This window comes from Brevibacillus brevis (assembly GCF_900637055.1).
Classification (GTDB): domain Bacteria; phylum Bacillota; class Bacilli; order Brevibacillales; family Brevibacillaceae; genus Brevibacillus; species Brevibacillus brevis.
This window is the reverse complement of record NZ_LR134338.1, coordinates 751,087-765,570: the sequence shown is the minus strand read 5'-3', so window position 1 is coordinate 765,570 and position 14,484 is coordinate 751,087. Positions and strand designations below refer to the sequence as shown.

Sequence of the window (14,484 nt, the reverse complement as noted above, 5' to 3'; positions counted from 1 at the left end):
TTTAAGCGTCACTGCCTATGACGATTGTCAATGCAATAAGTTTTATGAGGTTTTACTTTACTTTTTTTCGCTTACGCTCAATGTCTCCATGTACTCTACAAGCGCTTTCACTTGTGTGTCATCGAGGTTGAGGTTAGGCATTTTGTTGCCCGGCTTCATTTTTTGCGGATCTTTCAGCCACTCTGCAATGTTTTGAGGCGTATGAGCTTTGATACCTGCTACACGTTCGCGATCTGCAAAGTTAGTCAGGTTTGGACCCATCTTGCCGCCTTTACCTGCCACAGCGTGACATCCCAAACAGCTCTTATCGAAGATTTGTTGACCTTCTGCAGCCAGTGGAGAAGTTGCCGTTACAGGTTCTTTTGCCTGAACGCCCTTCATGTTAGCTACCCAAGTGTCAAAATCTGCTTGTTCCATTACTTCTACCTTGAAATCCATCAAGGCATGGGACGCTCCACAGAGCTCCGCACACTTACCGTAGTAAATGCCTGTTTTGTCTGCTTGCAACCACATTTTGTTTTCTTGCCCTGGGTTCGTATCGATTTTACCGCCCAATGCAGGAATCCAGAATGCGTGCTTAACATCAGATGCGCTTAATACGAATTGAACCTTTTTGCCAACTGGCAATACCAAGTCTTGTGCAGTTGCTACTCCAAGATCAGGATACTCGAATTCCCACCAGAATTGGTGAGCAGTAACCTTGACTTGAACTGCTTCCTCTTTTGGATACTCCTTGTGCAGTGCGAAACCGGTAGTAACAGTTGGAATCGCCATGATGATAAGGAGCAAGAAAGGAATTACCGTCCAAAGAATTTCAAGTGCATGATTTCCTTCGACCTGCTTAGGAATGCCTTGCTGTCCGGGACGCTTACGATAACGAATAAGGACGTACGTAAAGATCGTCATAACGACAATGAAGACGCCGATCATGATAGCGGAGGACAGCTTCATCAGGTCAAACTGCATCGCAGCTACCGGACCAGAGGGCTTGAGCGCTGAGAGCTCATCTCTGCCACACCCGGTTAACACTAGCGCCAGCAAACCAAATAGGGAAAGCTGACGCCAATACTGTTGCCAACCCTTCATACCTATGAACCCCTCTTTCTTCGTGTTGGTAACGTTCTATCCACGCCTATAACTAGAAGTTTTCGTACTTTTCAATTTGTATTAAGAAATCGCATTCAATACTTTCCACAACTATAATGCCCAAACAAGAAAAGTATTAGCAGCCATTCCAAAAACAAACAGGAAAGTAAGGGGCAGTATTGCACACTTCTACCCAAGCGTGGTAACCATTTAAGTATACATAAATTTTCCTTAATACAAAGGCTATTTGTTATGATTTTGTTAACAAATTTATGAACAAATTTGTGAACTTTGCAGTTAAATACTACCAAAACACCCAATTCAAAGGAGAAATTCATGCAAAAAAGACCAATTGCACTAGTCACTGGTACCTCAAGTGGCTTTGGCAAGCACGCATCAGTCGCTTTAGTCAAGGCTGGTTTTCAGGTAATTGCTGCTATGCGTGATCTAGCAAATAGAGACCCTCTTGACAAATTGGCGAGCTTACAAATAGATCCTGAGCATCTGGAAGTCATTTCCCTTGATGTTACGTATCCGGAACAAATTCAGGATGCGATCTCCTCTATCATCGCACGGCATGGGCGCATAGATCTGTTACTGAACAATGCCGGCTACGCGTTGGGTGGCTTTGCCGAGGAAGTCTCTTCTGAGGAATGGCGCAAGCAGTTTGATGTAAATGTGTTCGGACTGATCGACGTCACTCGGGCAGTCTTGCCTTATATGCGCCAGCAACAATCTGGACGAATTATCAACGTAAGCAGCATCAGTGGGCGATTTGGTTTCCCCGGTCTCTCGCCTTATGCCGCATCCAAGCATGCAGTCGAAGGCTTCAGCGAATCGCTTCGCCTTGAAATGCTACCCTTTCAGGTTCAAGTCGTCCTTGTTGAGCCCGGCTCCTTTCGTACAGCAATCTGGGAAAAAGGAATGCAAGACCAACAGCTTAATGAAGCCTCTCCTTACGCCTCCCAAATGAAACAACTCATTCGTCACGTAGAAGCGATCATAGAAAAGGCACCTGCTCCCGACGCAGTCATCTCGACGATTGTCCATGCAGCCACCACTCCCAAGCCGCGATTCCGCTACCCGGTTGGCCGAGGCGTGGCGCTCACGATTGCCGTAAAAAATTGGCTTCCGTGGTCATGGATTGAGCGAATCGTGACAAAGCGATCGTAACGTTTTTCCACAAAAAAACACACCCCCAAAGAGTGTGTTTGCACGTTGAACAACTATACACTTTCCGTTCGTCCTGTGCGTATCAGCCATAGATGCTGGATATATTCCGCTACGCCAAAAAATATCGCAACAAAACCGGCCCCGATTGCAGCGATTTGAGCCGTCGGCAAAAACACAATGCTTCCATAAACGATCAAAAAGCCGATAATCAAGTCAAACATGGTCGTCAGCCAAAGACTCCCTGATGTAAGAATCGCCCTATCCAAAAAATATCCGGCGACTGCCAAGACAAATCCGACTCCGACAGACTGATATAGATTTGCGAAATTCACTTCTGGAAAGAGAGCATCTGCCAAAACGACCAACACCGGACTAACGAGCAGCTTCATCAAAAGACCGTCCACGTCTATTTACTCTCCTTTACTGGGGGTGTACTCAGTATGCCCCTCGTTTACTTCAGCCATGTCATGACGCCGTCGTATACCGGCTTGTAAACCATTTCCATCCAATAAACAGGATTGGGGACAACCCCTTCTTCTGCTCCTGCGTACAAGCCAACACTGATGACAAGCAACCCGAGAAAGACAGCGATCTCTTTGCGCTGCCGCTTCCGAATCAATCGGGGCAGCTCGTATGCACAAACCATTATGGATACAACGATGACAGCAAATGTCGACATACAAACTCCCCCTGCCCTATTACACAGTCACTTTTCTTCAAAGGCATTATTGATGGTTCCTAAACGTCTGATTTTCACATCGGCTATGACATGTACAGGCAGCTTGGTAAATTCCTTTTCCCAATTGTCCCCTATCTTCTTCCATACTCTCGGGTATTTTCGATGGATCGCTTCGCCGAATCCATAGATGTCTACTCCATTTTTCTTGGCATTGGCAATTGCTTTTGTCGCCAATGCTTCCAATGATTTTTCCGCCTCTTTTTCCAGCTCCTTGATCGTATCCTTCTCTGTCAGATCTAGCTTGCATTGCACTTCCCCAATATCATTTTCCAAATCGATGTGAACGATGACCTCAGGCGTGCCATTTTTCATCGTTGCCTCTATTCTGGCGTCGGAGCGCATGACTTCCAGCGTCAAAAGTCCTCCCCCCTTGCAGGCCATGCTTCCTACCGTGCTTTTTACTTTGCCTGTAATGTAACTATACGCTTTGCTGTCCGCTTCACTCAGCCAGTTGATCATCTTGTCTCCGCGGAAAGTAGCCAATGTCGTATATTGAAGAAGCACAGGGGTATCTATTTGCTCGACATTTTTTCGTTGGTCTCCCTCTCTTACAGGTCCGGTTAGTCGCACGCCTGTCAAAACCGCTTGTTTCCCTTTGCTGGTAAAGTCGGTAATCAATTGATCCATCGTAACTGCTGCGGTAGGCGCCCATACTTGGGAGGATGTCTCCAAAGAAGCAAACATTTCGGTAGAAGGAATTTGCTCAAGCGGCGTAATCACTCTCAGGATGTTGCGTGCCGTCGTTCCTCTAGCGATGGCAATATAAAAGTCAGTCCGAAACTCATGGTCACGCGAGACAAAATCGACGACAGGAGCGATCCCTTCTCTCGCGACCTCCTCGCCAAATATGAGCATCCGCGTGTGCGCCATATAAATTTTCCGTGGAGAGATCGTGGTCATTTTCCGCACAGCCTCAAAAATCGTCGGAGCGTTCATCGTAAAGAGAGTAACCGGCGAGCGTCCAGGCTTCCCCTTGTTGGCCGCGACCTCGGCAGGGTCTACTACTTGAACCGAAACTTGATAGCCTCCTTGCACTTTATCAATACCGATCCCGACAGCAATCGCCAAATCGTTCAGTTCTTTTCGATCCCAACAACCAGCTAGGATAATAACGAGCACGATGCAGAGAAGAACTTTTATCCCTTTCACTGGTGCCCACTCCTTTACATGCTGTGGAAAGCCTCTTACTTCTTCGGTGGTAATGGCTTTATCCCTCTGGATTGGCGGCGCAAATTGTTTTTGGTAATCGATTCAGGCCGTTTGTCCAAAGCCCAGCGAGGCAAGCGAAAGATCGTGTCTCTTTGCTCTTTCAAGGAAAACGGAGCAAACGATTCCATATACGGTACGCCAAACGAGCGTAGACTGCATAAATGTAGCACTAACGCAAGTATCCCAACAATGATTCCGTATATGCCAAAAGAAGCAGCCAGTACCATCAAGGGAAAACGAAGAATTCTCACGGTAATCGACATGTTGCTCGCTGGGAAAATGAAGCTGGATATTGCCGTAATCGAAACCACAATGACCATCGCTGCCGAAACAATCCCCGCTTCCACCGCTGCTTGTCCGATGACCAGTGTTCCCACGATAGAAATGGCTTGACCTACTGCACGCGGCATGCGGATTCCAGCCTCTCGCAATATCTCAAAAGCCACTTCCATCATGATCGCCTCAACAAAGGCTGGAAATGGCACTCCTTCTCGCTGTGCCGCCAAGCTGATCAGCAGCTGTGTCGGGAGCATCTCTTGGTGAAAGGTCGTAATGGCAATATAGAGAGAGGGAGCAAGCAACGCGATTAAAAAACAGGCGAATCGCAGCATACGAATCAACGTACTAAAATCAAAGCGCTGATAGTAGTCTTCCGCTGAATGGAAAAACTCAACAAAAAGAGAGGGCACGGTCAAAACAAAAGGAGTCCCATCTACAAGAATCGCTACGCGCCCCTCTAATAGATTCGCGGCCACTACATCCGGGCGCTCCGAGTTAGAGATGGTGGGGAAAGGCGTGTAGGCTTCGTCCTGAATCAGCTCCTCAATCATTCCACTTTCCATGATGCCATCGATGCTGATTCGATCCAGTCTATTGCGTACTTCTTCTACAACATCTTCTTCTACAATCCCTTTCATATACACAACTGCGACTTCTGTCTTGGTTTCCTTGCCGATTCGGTTGATTTCAATCCACAGCTTTTCACTGGAAATCCGTCTCCGCAGCAGCGTAATATTCGTGCGAAGTGTCTCCGTGAAGCTTTCCCGCGGACCACGAATGACTGTTTGCGATGACGGCTCGGTGACTCCTCGATCCTTCCACTCCTGCAAACCGATATGAATTCCTTGCGAGCAGCCATCCACGAGAATGATGACACAGCCGGACAGCAACGCTGTAAACAATGTAGGAAAGTCGAATACATCCCCCATATCCCCTACGGTCAGGACGGATTCTTTTAAAAAGGGAACGAACTCGTCTTCGTGTATCCCTTCCCATTCCTTCAAGCGCATTTTGTATAAAAGGCTATCGATTAATACGGCTTGTACCAGATACGAATCGACCATGCCATCCGTATACAAGACAGCTCCCCTAACAGGTTTTAGGCTATTTAGGATTACCTCACGAATCACTATGTCATTGCTGTATCCGAGCGATTCTTTTATATAGTGAACGTTGTCATCTAAGCTGCAACCAATCTGAGCCATTCGGATTGCTCCTCACATCGGCAATTATGACCACAGTTTCTCCGATTGCTCCCATTACTAAACAAAACGGTCATGATCGTTTTCACAGAAAAAGACCTCGCACTCATTTAAGAGGACAAGGTCTTTAGAATAAGTTCTACACTATGGAGCAGGTGTTTGTGCATCACCTGGCAATGGTGCATCGTCAAAGGACGGGTCGTGCCATTCTACTTTGTGTTTTTCCTGAAGCGTATTTAACCAGGTACCGTAGTTCTGACTGCGATTTTGGTCAGTCAGCATCATCTTGATCTGATCTTTCACTTTATCAAACTCAGGTGCCGGTGACCCCAGCTGTTCTTTATTTGTATCATAATAGGTTTTGATTTGCTCCTCGGTAACCGGGAATGCTTTATCCAACAACTTATCCCGTGTCATGAGCACGTGCAACTTATCCCGCAGCTGGGCCTCGGTCATTCCCATACTTTTCAAGTAGTTTTGGAATGCCTCAGGTGAACCTACCTGTTGTTTCATCGAATCAATCTCTTTATCCATATCTTCTTGCGACACCGCGAGGTTTTGCGCCTTGGCTTCCTGCTTGATTAAGGCTTCCGCAACAAGTTCATGTATCATTGGTTTTCCGTACATTTTCTTCATTTCACTGTAAAGCTGATTTTGTGTAATGGAGGTATCGCCAGCCGTTACCAATACAGGGTCATTGCCTTTTGCCCATGATTGATAAAAACCTAAAACAGCTAACCCTGTTAATAATATGGCAACCGAAAGCATGGAAATATCAAACTTCTTCACTTGGATATCCTCTCTTTCTATAATCTGCCCTCCAAGTATAGAAAGAAGTTACGGTAGAAAAATGGAAAGCGTATTACACAACTTTTCCACATTCTAAACATATTATGCGCTACATAAAAAATCGGGTAAAAAAAGAGGAGAGAACGGAGGCGATGACAGGACCTAAAACTGCCCAAACCTGTAAAAAGCGTTCTTGTTTCCTGTCTTTTTCTACTTCCATAAACTGAGCGAGTGCTTCCTTGTCCCGATTATCGTTAGACAGTAACTGCAAAATAATATCTTTGTCTTTTTCCGTCTTCTCTACTTTCGTTTCTAACTCAGTCTGCAGCTTGTTCAAAACTTGCAGTACATCATAACGCACATCCTCCATGCGTCCCAATCGATGTTCAATTCGTTCCAACCACTTCGTGACTACTATCATTTGTCCCTCAAGATGATCGATTCGTTCTTCGAATTTGTCTAATTTCAAATAGATGCGCTGTATATGCTGATCCATATCTTTCTGATTTTCATATGGTCCTGCTGTCATAGATTACACCTCCCCCGTCCGTCCTTTATACTACTTGTTTATGTAGCGGAGAGGAGCATTGCTTGTACGGTTATCCCTCTTTGTTCAGTCTCGTGTAAAAAAAGGCGGCAAACAAATGTATTTCCAAATCCTGAATTCAGCTAAAATAGATGGAAGACTATCTAGCATTTCTCTCAAATAAATGGGGACATGACCGTTTATTCACAAAGGAGGATACCATGACAACCTTGTTGGAGGTAAAAGGGGTAACGGGTGGGTACTCTTACAACCACGCTGTAATTAAAGACGTCTCCTTTCACATACGCGAAAAAGAAATTGTGGCGCTAATCGGGCTGAATGGCGCAGGCAAAAGCACGACAATCAAGCATATCTTAGGACTCTTGGAACCAATCGCAGGTGAAATCAGCATTGCGGGGAAGACTTTTCAATCAGACCCCGAAAACTATCGCTTGTCTTACGGGTATATTCCCGAGTCTCCCATTTATTATGAAGAGCTTACGTTGTGGGAGCATATCGAGTTAATGGCCATGAGCCATGGACTAGACCAGGATGTTTTTTATGAACGAGCACGTCCTCTCTTAAAGGAATTCCGCATGGAAGAAATGAAAGACCGATTTCCCCAGCAGTTTTCCAAAGGGATGAGACAAAAGCTCATGATCATGATGGCATTGCTCGTACAACCGCCTCTGTACATCGTGGATGAACCGATCCTGGGTCTGGACCCTCTGGGGATTCGTTCTCTTCTCACGTGGTTGAACCATTGCAAGGAGCAAGGGGCTGGCATTTTGATGTCCACACATATTTTAGCGACTGCCGAGAAGCATTGTGACCGATTCATCATTTTGCACAAAGGCGAGATTAGAGCACAAGGAACGCTAGAGGAGCTTCGTCGTATTACAGGGCTCCCAGATAGCTCCTTGGACGACATATACTTGCATATCGTAGAGGATGACGGCCAGTGAAAATAGACGTAGATCAATTATTTCGCAAACGGTTCCATGCCTTTTCAGTAGAATTCATTCGGTATGCCCAATACATGGCGAATGGCGGTTTGGCGTTCGTCGGGATCTTTTTGATGGGGTTGCTCGCCTTCTACTACCGCAGCATCATCGCGATGATTCCACCCTGGTTCCCTTTGCCGTATGCCATGGCCCTCGTGATTGCTTTTGTCGTGGTGAGAAGCCCCCTGCGCACGTTTTTGCTGGAAGCGGATTTGCTTTTTTTGACTCCGCATGAAGTAAGACTGGATCGCTATTTCCGCAAGGCGCTCGTTTACAATTTTGCCATTCAGAGCATGGTGGTATTTATCGTCCTGCTCCTGCTCATGCCTATGTATACAGGGGTCGTAGGCGCTCAAGGCGTGCAGCTGTGGGTTTATTGGGGCGTTCCCCTGCTCTTGAAGGGCTGGAATATTTACAGCAGTTGGACGTTCTTACGTTTGCCAGATCAGAAGAAGATCGGATTCTATACACTCGCTCGATTTGTCTTTTCGTATATCCTCCTCGCTTGGGTCTTGAGTGAAGGACAATTCTTACGCTTGGGTATGATCCCATTTGGTGTACTGATCTGCGCTGCGCTCTTGATCTGGCTCCATTCGCGAATGTTGACCTATAAGAAAAAACATTCCGTACAATGGTATCGCCTGCTGGCAATGGAAAACGGCTTGCGTAACCGCTTTTACCAGTTCGTGAACAACTTCAGGGATGTCCCTGCCATGCAGCACCAAGTGAAGTCACGCTCGTGGCTCATTGCCCTGACGAAGCTGCTGCCTTACCGTCAATCAACAGCAGGACGTCATTTGTTTGCCAAAAAATTTATTCGATCCGGTGACTTTGCGGGTATGTACTTCAGACTCATCCTGCTTTCAGGCTTCGTGGTCCTGATTTTGCCAGGCCCATATGCAAAAATCATTGCCGGCCTGCTTTTTCTGTTCATGACGGCTAGCCAGATCGGCAGCCTCTGGCGGCATCAGCAAAAGCGCAACGGGTATTCGATCTTTCCGATTCGGGATAGTCAGTTGAAACAGTCATTCGGCTGGCTGCGCATGGTGCTATTAGGTATGCACGGTGTAGTTCTTGTGATCATTGGGATTTTGTAGTGTAAGCTTGACGTTATATGAAAAGCCGCGTGGAAGAAGTGCATTTCCAGTCCAAGCGCCTCTGGAGCCCGACAAAGCGGAGGGCTGAATGGAGGGAGTGGTTTTAGCTTCAACTCTGCATACTCCTCATCGAAACCGCTACTTTTGAAGCGGCTCCCGACATTCAGCCCGGAGCGGCCAGTTCCTACCCCTTGCGGGGCGGAGGCCGAAGCGTAGACTGGAAATGCGCTTCTTCCCTCCACTACAGCCACAAAAAAACAGCCCTTCACCAATAGAAGAGCTGTTTTTTTCGTTTATAGATAAAGTAGTTTGTCTACAGTCGGAACGTATCCACCTTGCTACGCAGCTCCTGAATGCTGTCTGTCACCTGCTCCGTTTCAGACACGAACTGATCAACGTTTCCACTGACCTCATGCATTGTAGCAGATACTTCTTCCGTAGCTGCTGCTGTTTGCTCCGAGATGGCAGTAACCGTCAACACGGATTCATTCACCTTGTTCTGACCTTGCTTCATCGTCTCTACACTTGCCATGACATTCGCAAGCGACGTCTTCAAGGTATGCGTCATGTCAGACAGGGCTGTAATGCCTTGTGTGACGGAATCCAAACGCTCTGTACCCGCATTGTAGCGATCCAGCGTTGCATTTGTCTTTTCCGTTGCTTGTCTTACCTGATCTTGAATGTCTTTGATGCTCTCCTGAATGACGTGGGTTGCCGCACCTGTCTGTTCAGCCAGCTTGCGAACTTCTCCCGCTACCACAGCAAAGCCTCTGCCCGCTTCGCCAGCACGCGCACTCTCGATGGCAGCATTCAACGCCAACAGATTGGTTTGTCCGGCGATTTGCTGAATCGTTTCAATCACGTCGTTAATTCGGCTCGATTTTTCTTCGAGAATCGCCATTGTATTTTGTACTTCATGAAATTGTTTGTTCGTCTCTGTTCCATCTGCCAAAAACTCTTGCAATACTTTGTAGCTGCTCTCTCCGATATCGGACACCCGGTTGGATACTGCATCCATCTCGTCAATCGCCGTATTCAATTCAGACAGCTCGCTCAAGAATTCTTGAACCGTTTGCACCGTCATCTCCATCGCAGTTGCTGTCTGCTCATTCCCTTGCGCAATCTCCTCGCTGGTGACCACGATATTTTTGTTTTGCTCGCGGACAGAGTTGGCCCCTTCCCGAATGGAATTCGCCATGCTGTCAATATGCTCGGTCGTCTCTTTTACTCCGCCAATGATTTGACGCAGCTGTGTCGTCATCTCACCAAAAGCAACGACAATTCGGCCAATCTCGTCTTTTTTGTTGGCAACTGAAATCTCTGTAGACGTAAGATCGCCAGAAGCAATGCGCATAGACGCCTCTTGTACAACTTGCAGTGGACGCAGCATCTTTTTGATCAAGAAGAATACAGCAACCAAAGCAATAATCGTTACGACAATCATAGCGAGAATGATGCGTGGCATGGTTTCATCCAAAACCTGATCATTAATTAGTTCCACTTTGTCTGCCGCAGTATCCACACCAAGCACCGCAATCACTTGACCAGATGGATCTTCAATCGGTGCGAATGCACTAAGGTAGTCCCCGTACACAGGGTCTTTGACGATTGGCGTACTGTTCGATCCGCCTGCCAGAACAGGAGCAATATCAGCCATACCGGTAGAGGTCGTCTCTTGACCGATTGCAGATGCTCCCTCTGCTCCTTTCTCCGTTCCATCCACCATAATCTTTACTTTTTCATCGTCTGTATGAAGAATATAAACATAAAGGGCACCTGTTTTTTCGGTGTACTCAAGCAGCGTATTTCGGATAGACCAATAGTCGTCAGATTCTTGTGGCTGAGATATAAATTTCGCAATCTTCTCTGAATCAAGCCCTTGGGAGATATGCAATGCTGTATTGATGCTTGAGCGCGAGAGTGTCTTTTCAACGGTGGCTATGCTGTTTTCGTAAATCATGATAATATTGATTGCCATCATGACGGCAATGATCACCGCTACAAGAGCAACGACCCGTGTTGCCAAGCTCTTACTCATCCTGTTTCACTTCTCCTTCGCCGGTTACGATATGTGTATAAAAAAAGCACCCAAAAAGGGTGCTTTTCCTAAACACTCCCTACCAGTCTTATCGACAATCGGTAGTGATTTAATTAGGACTTTTGTCGGGCAATCATGAGAAATCGATGGGTAGGAATATCGATGTACCCAACCGCTTCAATTTTGTGGTGCAGATCGAGCAAGGCATCAGCGTACTTTTCTACAGTAAAGTCGCGAATCTGCCATTCGATAGCCTTCAAGTAGTAAACAATAGCACCTATGTCGTAAAAACGTGAAAAGCTCATTTCCTCTCTTTGCTCCACAATCGTAAGACCAGCTTCCTCCAGTTCGTTCACTGCATAGTCCAGGTTCCAGTGCAAGTAATCTGGCGGAATCGGAGCGCCCAGCAATCGATTCAGGTCGAGATTGTCTTGACCGCCTACTTGCTGCGTAACAAATGTGCCCCCTGGCTTCAACAGGCGCTTCATTTCAGATGGCAAATAAGCTTCATGTCGATTGATAATCAAGTCGAGTGACTGATCCTCAAAAGGCAATATCTCTTCGCCATCTACAGGAAATACACGAACACCCAAGGGCTCCAGATTGGCTTTCGCCACCTCTACATTCGGCTTATAGCCTTCTGTCGCATATGTCTCCACAGGGAACGGCGCAAGCGTAGAAAACAGTTCTCCACCACCTGTTCCCATTTCCAGCATAGAGCGAATCCCATGCATGTTCTTTTTCACGATATTTACGTAGTTCCAGCCAAGTGGTGCATCCTGCATCCTGCCTGTCGCAGTCAATCTGGCAAAATCCCACCCAGCGAATGGTGCCTCCACTTCCTCTTGAAAGCTTTTGATCCAATCCTTATTTTCCATGTCTGCTTCTCCTCTCGTTTATACAGTCTGTTCACTTCCAAACCAGACGAAGCAGGAGGAGCTCGAGCGCGTTGTTATGTTTGTACAAAATCAAAGGACATGAAAAAAGTCCCCTTCCCAATATTCTGATAAACCGAAAATGAATACCAAAATGGTAATGTATATCCTTTATGTAGATCAAGTGCACTTCTCCGACTTAAGGCGGAGTGAAAATACTGCCTCGGTACGTTTGGTCCTCAGCCGTTTCTCTATATCATTAGTATCGAACTGGTAAACAGGAGGAACTGATCATGGCTGATTTTGAAGTGCTTGCCGGGATTCATCAAGGATTGTTTCTGGTCCTTCTCATCGTCATGCTGCTCCCGACAATCATGGCAAACCAGCTCGTTTTCCGTCCGACGAAACGGGCTTTCATAAGCAGTGCTCGCATCACTCTATGTTTTTTATGGTCGGCCCTTTTTGTATTTGGGGGGCATTTGGTAATGACGTGGGTTTTGTTCGAATCCTTTGGTTGGCTTTACATAAAGGATAAGCTGCTTGGCTTTTTACCTTTTATTTTTGTTCCATTGCTTTGTTGCCTGCTCTCTACTTTTCCACGACTGTGGGAGTTGGCCGGGAAAGGCAGCAAGGATTCAAGACAGTCACAAGTAGATACGGAATATACCCGAATTTTGTTACAAGAGAAAAATGTTAGGCCAGCAAAAGCAAAATCGCCGGATCTGGACGACGCATTAGATGCAGAATGGCGAGGAGACGCATCTTGCCCCGAATTGCTCGTTCCGCTGCAAGCTAGCATCTTAGGCTGTCTGATTGCCCTCTTCCTTCAAGTCTTTTTTCCTGCTGTTACGTTGGAACCGTCCATTTTGTTTCTCGCTTGGGGCGTATTATTAGCCGGAGTGTCCCTGCTCTGGATTCGGCAATCGTGGAAGCATCAATACCACTCCACTGCAGAAAACTGGGTAAAACCACGCCGTCTGCTCCGCTTTATCCGTTTTGCCGCGTTTCTCCTGATGACTGCTTTTATTGCGACGATCTGGGGAAATCAAGCGATGATAGCGAGTCGCCTTCCCGATCAACCACCTTTGGAAGGTCAGAATCAAGACGATCACGCTCTCCCCGATTTCGCTTTCCCTGTAAAGGCAAGTGCCCATTCGATACCCTCCACAGGGAAACTTAGAAGTGTCGATGCACCAACAGAACTAAAACAAGGAAACCCTGATCGAACGTTTTCGCTGAACGCACAGAAAACAACCATCCATCAAGCATCAGGCAAAACCGTAGAAGCATGGACCCTGAATGGCCAATATCCCGGACCTGAGCTGCGTATAAAGCAAGGGGAGCTCGTCGAGATCACCCTTCTGAACAAGGATATTTCCGAAGGGATAGACATCCACTGGCATGGCATGCAGACTCCCGCTAGCTATAATCGCCTTGCAAAAGGAGAAAAATCGGTTTATCGTTTTCGCGCAGAACAAACCGGAACGTATTGGTATTATTCTCATCAGCAAATTCCTGAGCAAGTAGTGAACGGGCTGTTCGGTGCCCTTGTGATCGAGCCAGCCGAGGTGACGACTACAGGCGCAGCCATCCGCGACATCGCCATGATTCATCACAAGGACGAAAAGGCAGGCGCGACATTAAACGGCTCACATACGCGAAAAATCGAAACGATTGCTCCTGGCACAACGGTTCGCCTTCGCTTTATAAACGCTGAAAATGCTCCTGTCACTTATTTGCTGCAAGGAACTCCTTTTCAAGTAGTAGCGATTGACGGAACCGAAGTAAACGAACCGAATTTGATTGCCAACCAAGCCTTGCAGCCGGGGGCAGGCGGTCGATACGACATTCAGTTTACGATGCCTAATCGTCCCGTACTATTTGCTCCAGCTGCAAACCAGCAAGACAAAGGGCTGCTCTTAAGTCCAGACGGGTCTGAAGATGCTGTGCCCTTCTTAGATGCAGAGGTTTCTGTCTTTGACCCTGCACGTTACGGCAGTCCGATTGCCCTTCCTTTTGATCTCTCTTCCCATTTTGATCGGGAATATCAACTACTCATTGATGGTCAGTATGGGTTTTATGACGGTCAATTCAAGCGCTTGTCGACCGTAAATGGCGACTTGCTTCCTGAGACACCACTAATGATTGAAGAGGGCGATCTCATAAAGCTGACCTTCGTCAACCGCAGCTTCCAGAATCAATCGATGTATCTCCACGGTCATCACATGCTCATCTTGAGTCGGGACGGCAAAAAGGTTACAGGAAGTCCATGGTGGACGGACACTCTCCAGGTAGCGCCAGGTGAAACCTATGAAGTTGCTTTCCGCGCGAATAATCCTGGTGCATCTATGGAAGGGAATCTGCCTAAAGGTGAGACTGCTTTTGGTATAGCAATCCCGCTCGTGTATGAAGAGTAGCCCAAAAAAGAAAACAGCAGTCCGTAGCGATTTTCGCCAGGCTGCTGTTT

The 14,484-nt window shown here is 46.9% G+C and carries 13 protein-coding genes; 4 read left to right on the top strand and 9 right to left on the bottom strand.

The genetic code is table 11. The annotated features are described in order from the left end of the window. Nucleotides 1-57: 57 nt before the first annotated feature. Nucleotides 58-1,086, bottom strand: coding sequence for a cytochrome c oxidase subunit II (coxB, locus tag EL268_RS04015; RefSeq protein WP_106656157.1), 1,029 nt, complete (start codon nucleotides 1,084-1,086; stop codon nucleotides 58-60). 336 nt (nucleotides 1,087-1,422) lie between these two features. Between coxB and EL268_RS04010 the strand changes: the two genes are divergently transcribed. Next, a complete protein-coding gene (locus EL268_RS04010; protein WP_106656156.1) occupies nucleotides 1,423-2,259 on the top strand; it encodes an oxidoreductase in 837 nt (278 codons plus the stop codon). Between the two features lie 53 nt (nucleotides 2,260-2,312). Here the strand turns inward: EL268_RS04010 and EL268_RS04005 are convergent, their stop codons facing one another. The 6 genes from EL268_RS04005 to EL268_RS03980 form a co-directional block, all read right to left on the bottom strand. Then, complete coding sequence (locus EL268_RS04005; RefSeq protein WP_106656155.1) at nucleotides 2,313-2,663, bottom strand: DUF2512 family protein; 351 nt, start codon at nucleotides 2,661-2,663, stop codon at nucleotides 2,313-2,315. A 47-nt stretch (nucleotides 2,664-2,710) separates the two neighbouring features. After that, entirely contained in the window at nucleotides 2,711-2,938 is a 228-nt protein-coding gene (locus EL268_RS04000) for a hypothetical protein (protein WP_106656154.1), read from the bottom strand. A gap of 27 nt (nucleotides 2,939-2,965) precedes the next feature. Next, nucleotides 2,966-4,147 carry a Ger(x)C family spore germination protein gene (locus tag EL268_RS03995; RefSeq protein WP_106656153.1) on the bottom strand — a complete coding sequence of 394 codons (1,182 nt, stop codon included), beginning with the start codon at nucleotides 4,145-4,147 and terminating at the stop codon, nucleotides 2,966-2,968. 35 nt (nucleotides 4,148-4,182) lie between these two features. Beyond that, complete coding sequence (locus EL268_RS03990; RefSeq protein WP_106656152.1) at nucleotides 4,183-5,691, bottom strand: spore germination protein; 1,509 nt, start codon at nucleotides 5,689-5,691, stop codon at nucleotides 4,183-4,185. Between the two features lie 141 nt (nucleotides 5,692-5,832). Beyond that, on the bottom strand, nucleotides 5,833-6,477 hold the full coding sequence (locus EL268_RS03985) for a SurA N-terminal domain-containing protein (protein ID WP_106656151.1): 645 nt from the start codon (nucleotides 6,475-6,477) through the stop codon (nucleotides 5,833-5,835). A gap of 109 nt (nucleotides 6,478-6,586) precedes the next feature. Further along, a complete protein-coding gene (locus EL268_RS03980; RefSeq protein WP_106656150.1) occupies nucleotides 6,587-7,006 on the bottom strand; it encodes a hypothetical protein in 420 nt (139 codons plus the stop codon). A 218-nt stretch (nucleotides 7,007-7,224) separates the two neighbouring features. Here EL268_RS03980 and EL268_RS03975 point away from each other — a divergent pair, with 218 nt between their 5' ends. Then, nucleotides 7,225-7,968 (top strand): ABC transporter ATP-binding protein, encoded by a 744-nt coding sequence (locus EL268_RS03975; protein ID WP_106656149.1) that lies wholly within the window; start codon nucleotides 7,225-7,227, stop codon nucleotides 7,966-7,968. Next, nucleotides 7,965-9,104, top strand: coding sequence for an ABC transporter permease (locus EL268_RS03970; RefSeq protein ID WP_106656148.1), 1,140 nt, complete (start codon nucleotides 7,965-7,967; stop codon nucleotides 9,102-9,104). The genes EL268_RS03975 and EL268_RS03970 overlap by 4 nt, the downstream gene beginning before the upstream one ends. Nucleotides 9,105-9,417: 313 nt before the next feature. Here the strand turns inward: EL268_RS03970 and EL268_RS03960 are convergent, their stop codons facing one another. Then, nucleotides 9,418-11,142 (bottom strand): methyl-accepting chemotaxis protein, encoded by a 1,725-nt coding sequence (locus EL268_RS03960; RefSeq protein ID WP_106656147.1) that lies wholly within the window; start codon nucleotides 11,140-11,142, stop codon nucleotides 9,418-9,420. Between the two features lie 113 nt (nucleotides 11,143-11,255). Continuing rightward, nucleotides 11,256-12,020, bottom strand: a complete 765-nt coding sequence (locus tag EL268_RS03955) for a class I SAM-dependent methyltransferase (RefSeq protein WP_106656146.1) — start codon at nucleotides 12,018-12,020, stop codon at nucleotides 11,256-11,258. A 290-nt stretch (nucleotides 12,021-12,310) separates the two neighbouring features. Between EL268_RS03955 and EL268_RS03950 the strand changes: the two genes are divergently transcribed. After that, nucleotides 12,311-14,434: a multicopper oxidase family protein gene (locus EL268_RS03950; RefSeq protein ID WP_106656145.1), complete on the top strand. Its 2,124-nt coding sequence runs from the start codon at nucleotides 12,311-12,313 to the stop codon at nucleotides 14,432-14,434. Nucleotides 14,435-14,484 lie beyond the last annotated feature (50 nt).

What these genes read in the sequence shown, in the direction of transcription:
- EL268_RS03955 (WP_106656146.1), bottom strand. Translation starts at nt 12,020, where the DNA reads ATGGAAAATAAGGATTGGATCAAAAGCTTTCAAGAGGAAGTGGAGGCA.
- EL268_RS03975 (WP_106656149.1), top strand. Translation starts at nt 7,225, where the DNA reads ATGACAACCTTGTTGGAGGTAAAAGGGGTAACGGGTGGGTACTCTTAC.
- EL268_RS03950 (WP_106656145.1), top strand. Translation starts at nt 12,311, where the DNA reads ATGGCTGATTTTGAAGTGCTTGCCGGGATTCATCAAGGATTGTTTCTG.
- EL268_RS04000 (WP_106656154.1), bottom strand. Translation starts at nt 2,938, where the DNA reads ATGTCGACATTTGCTGTCATCGTTGTATCCATAATGGTTTGTGCATAC.
- EL268_RS04010 (WP_106656156.1), top strand. Translation starts at nt 1,423, where the DNA reads ATGCAAAAAAGACCAATTGCACTAGTCACTGGTACCTCAAGTGGCTTT.
- EL268_RS03990 (WP_106656152.1), bottom strand. Translation starts at nt 5,691, where the DNA reads ATGGCTCAGATTGGTTGCAGCTTAGATGACAACGTTCACTATATAAAA.
- EL268_RS03960 (WP_106656147.1), bottom strand. Translation starts at nt 11,142, where the DNA reads ATGAGTAAGAGCTTGGCAACACGGGTCGTTGCTCTTGTAGCGGTGATC.
- coxB (WP_106656157.1), bottom strand. Translation starts at nt 1,086, where the DNA reads ATGAAGGGTTGGCAACAGTATTGGCGTCAGCTTTCCCTATTTGGTTTG.
- EL268_RS03980 (WP_106656150.1), bottom strand. Translation starts at nt 7,006, where the DNA reads ATGACAGCAGGACCATATGAAAATCAGAAAGATATGGATCAGCATATA.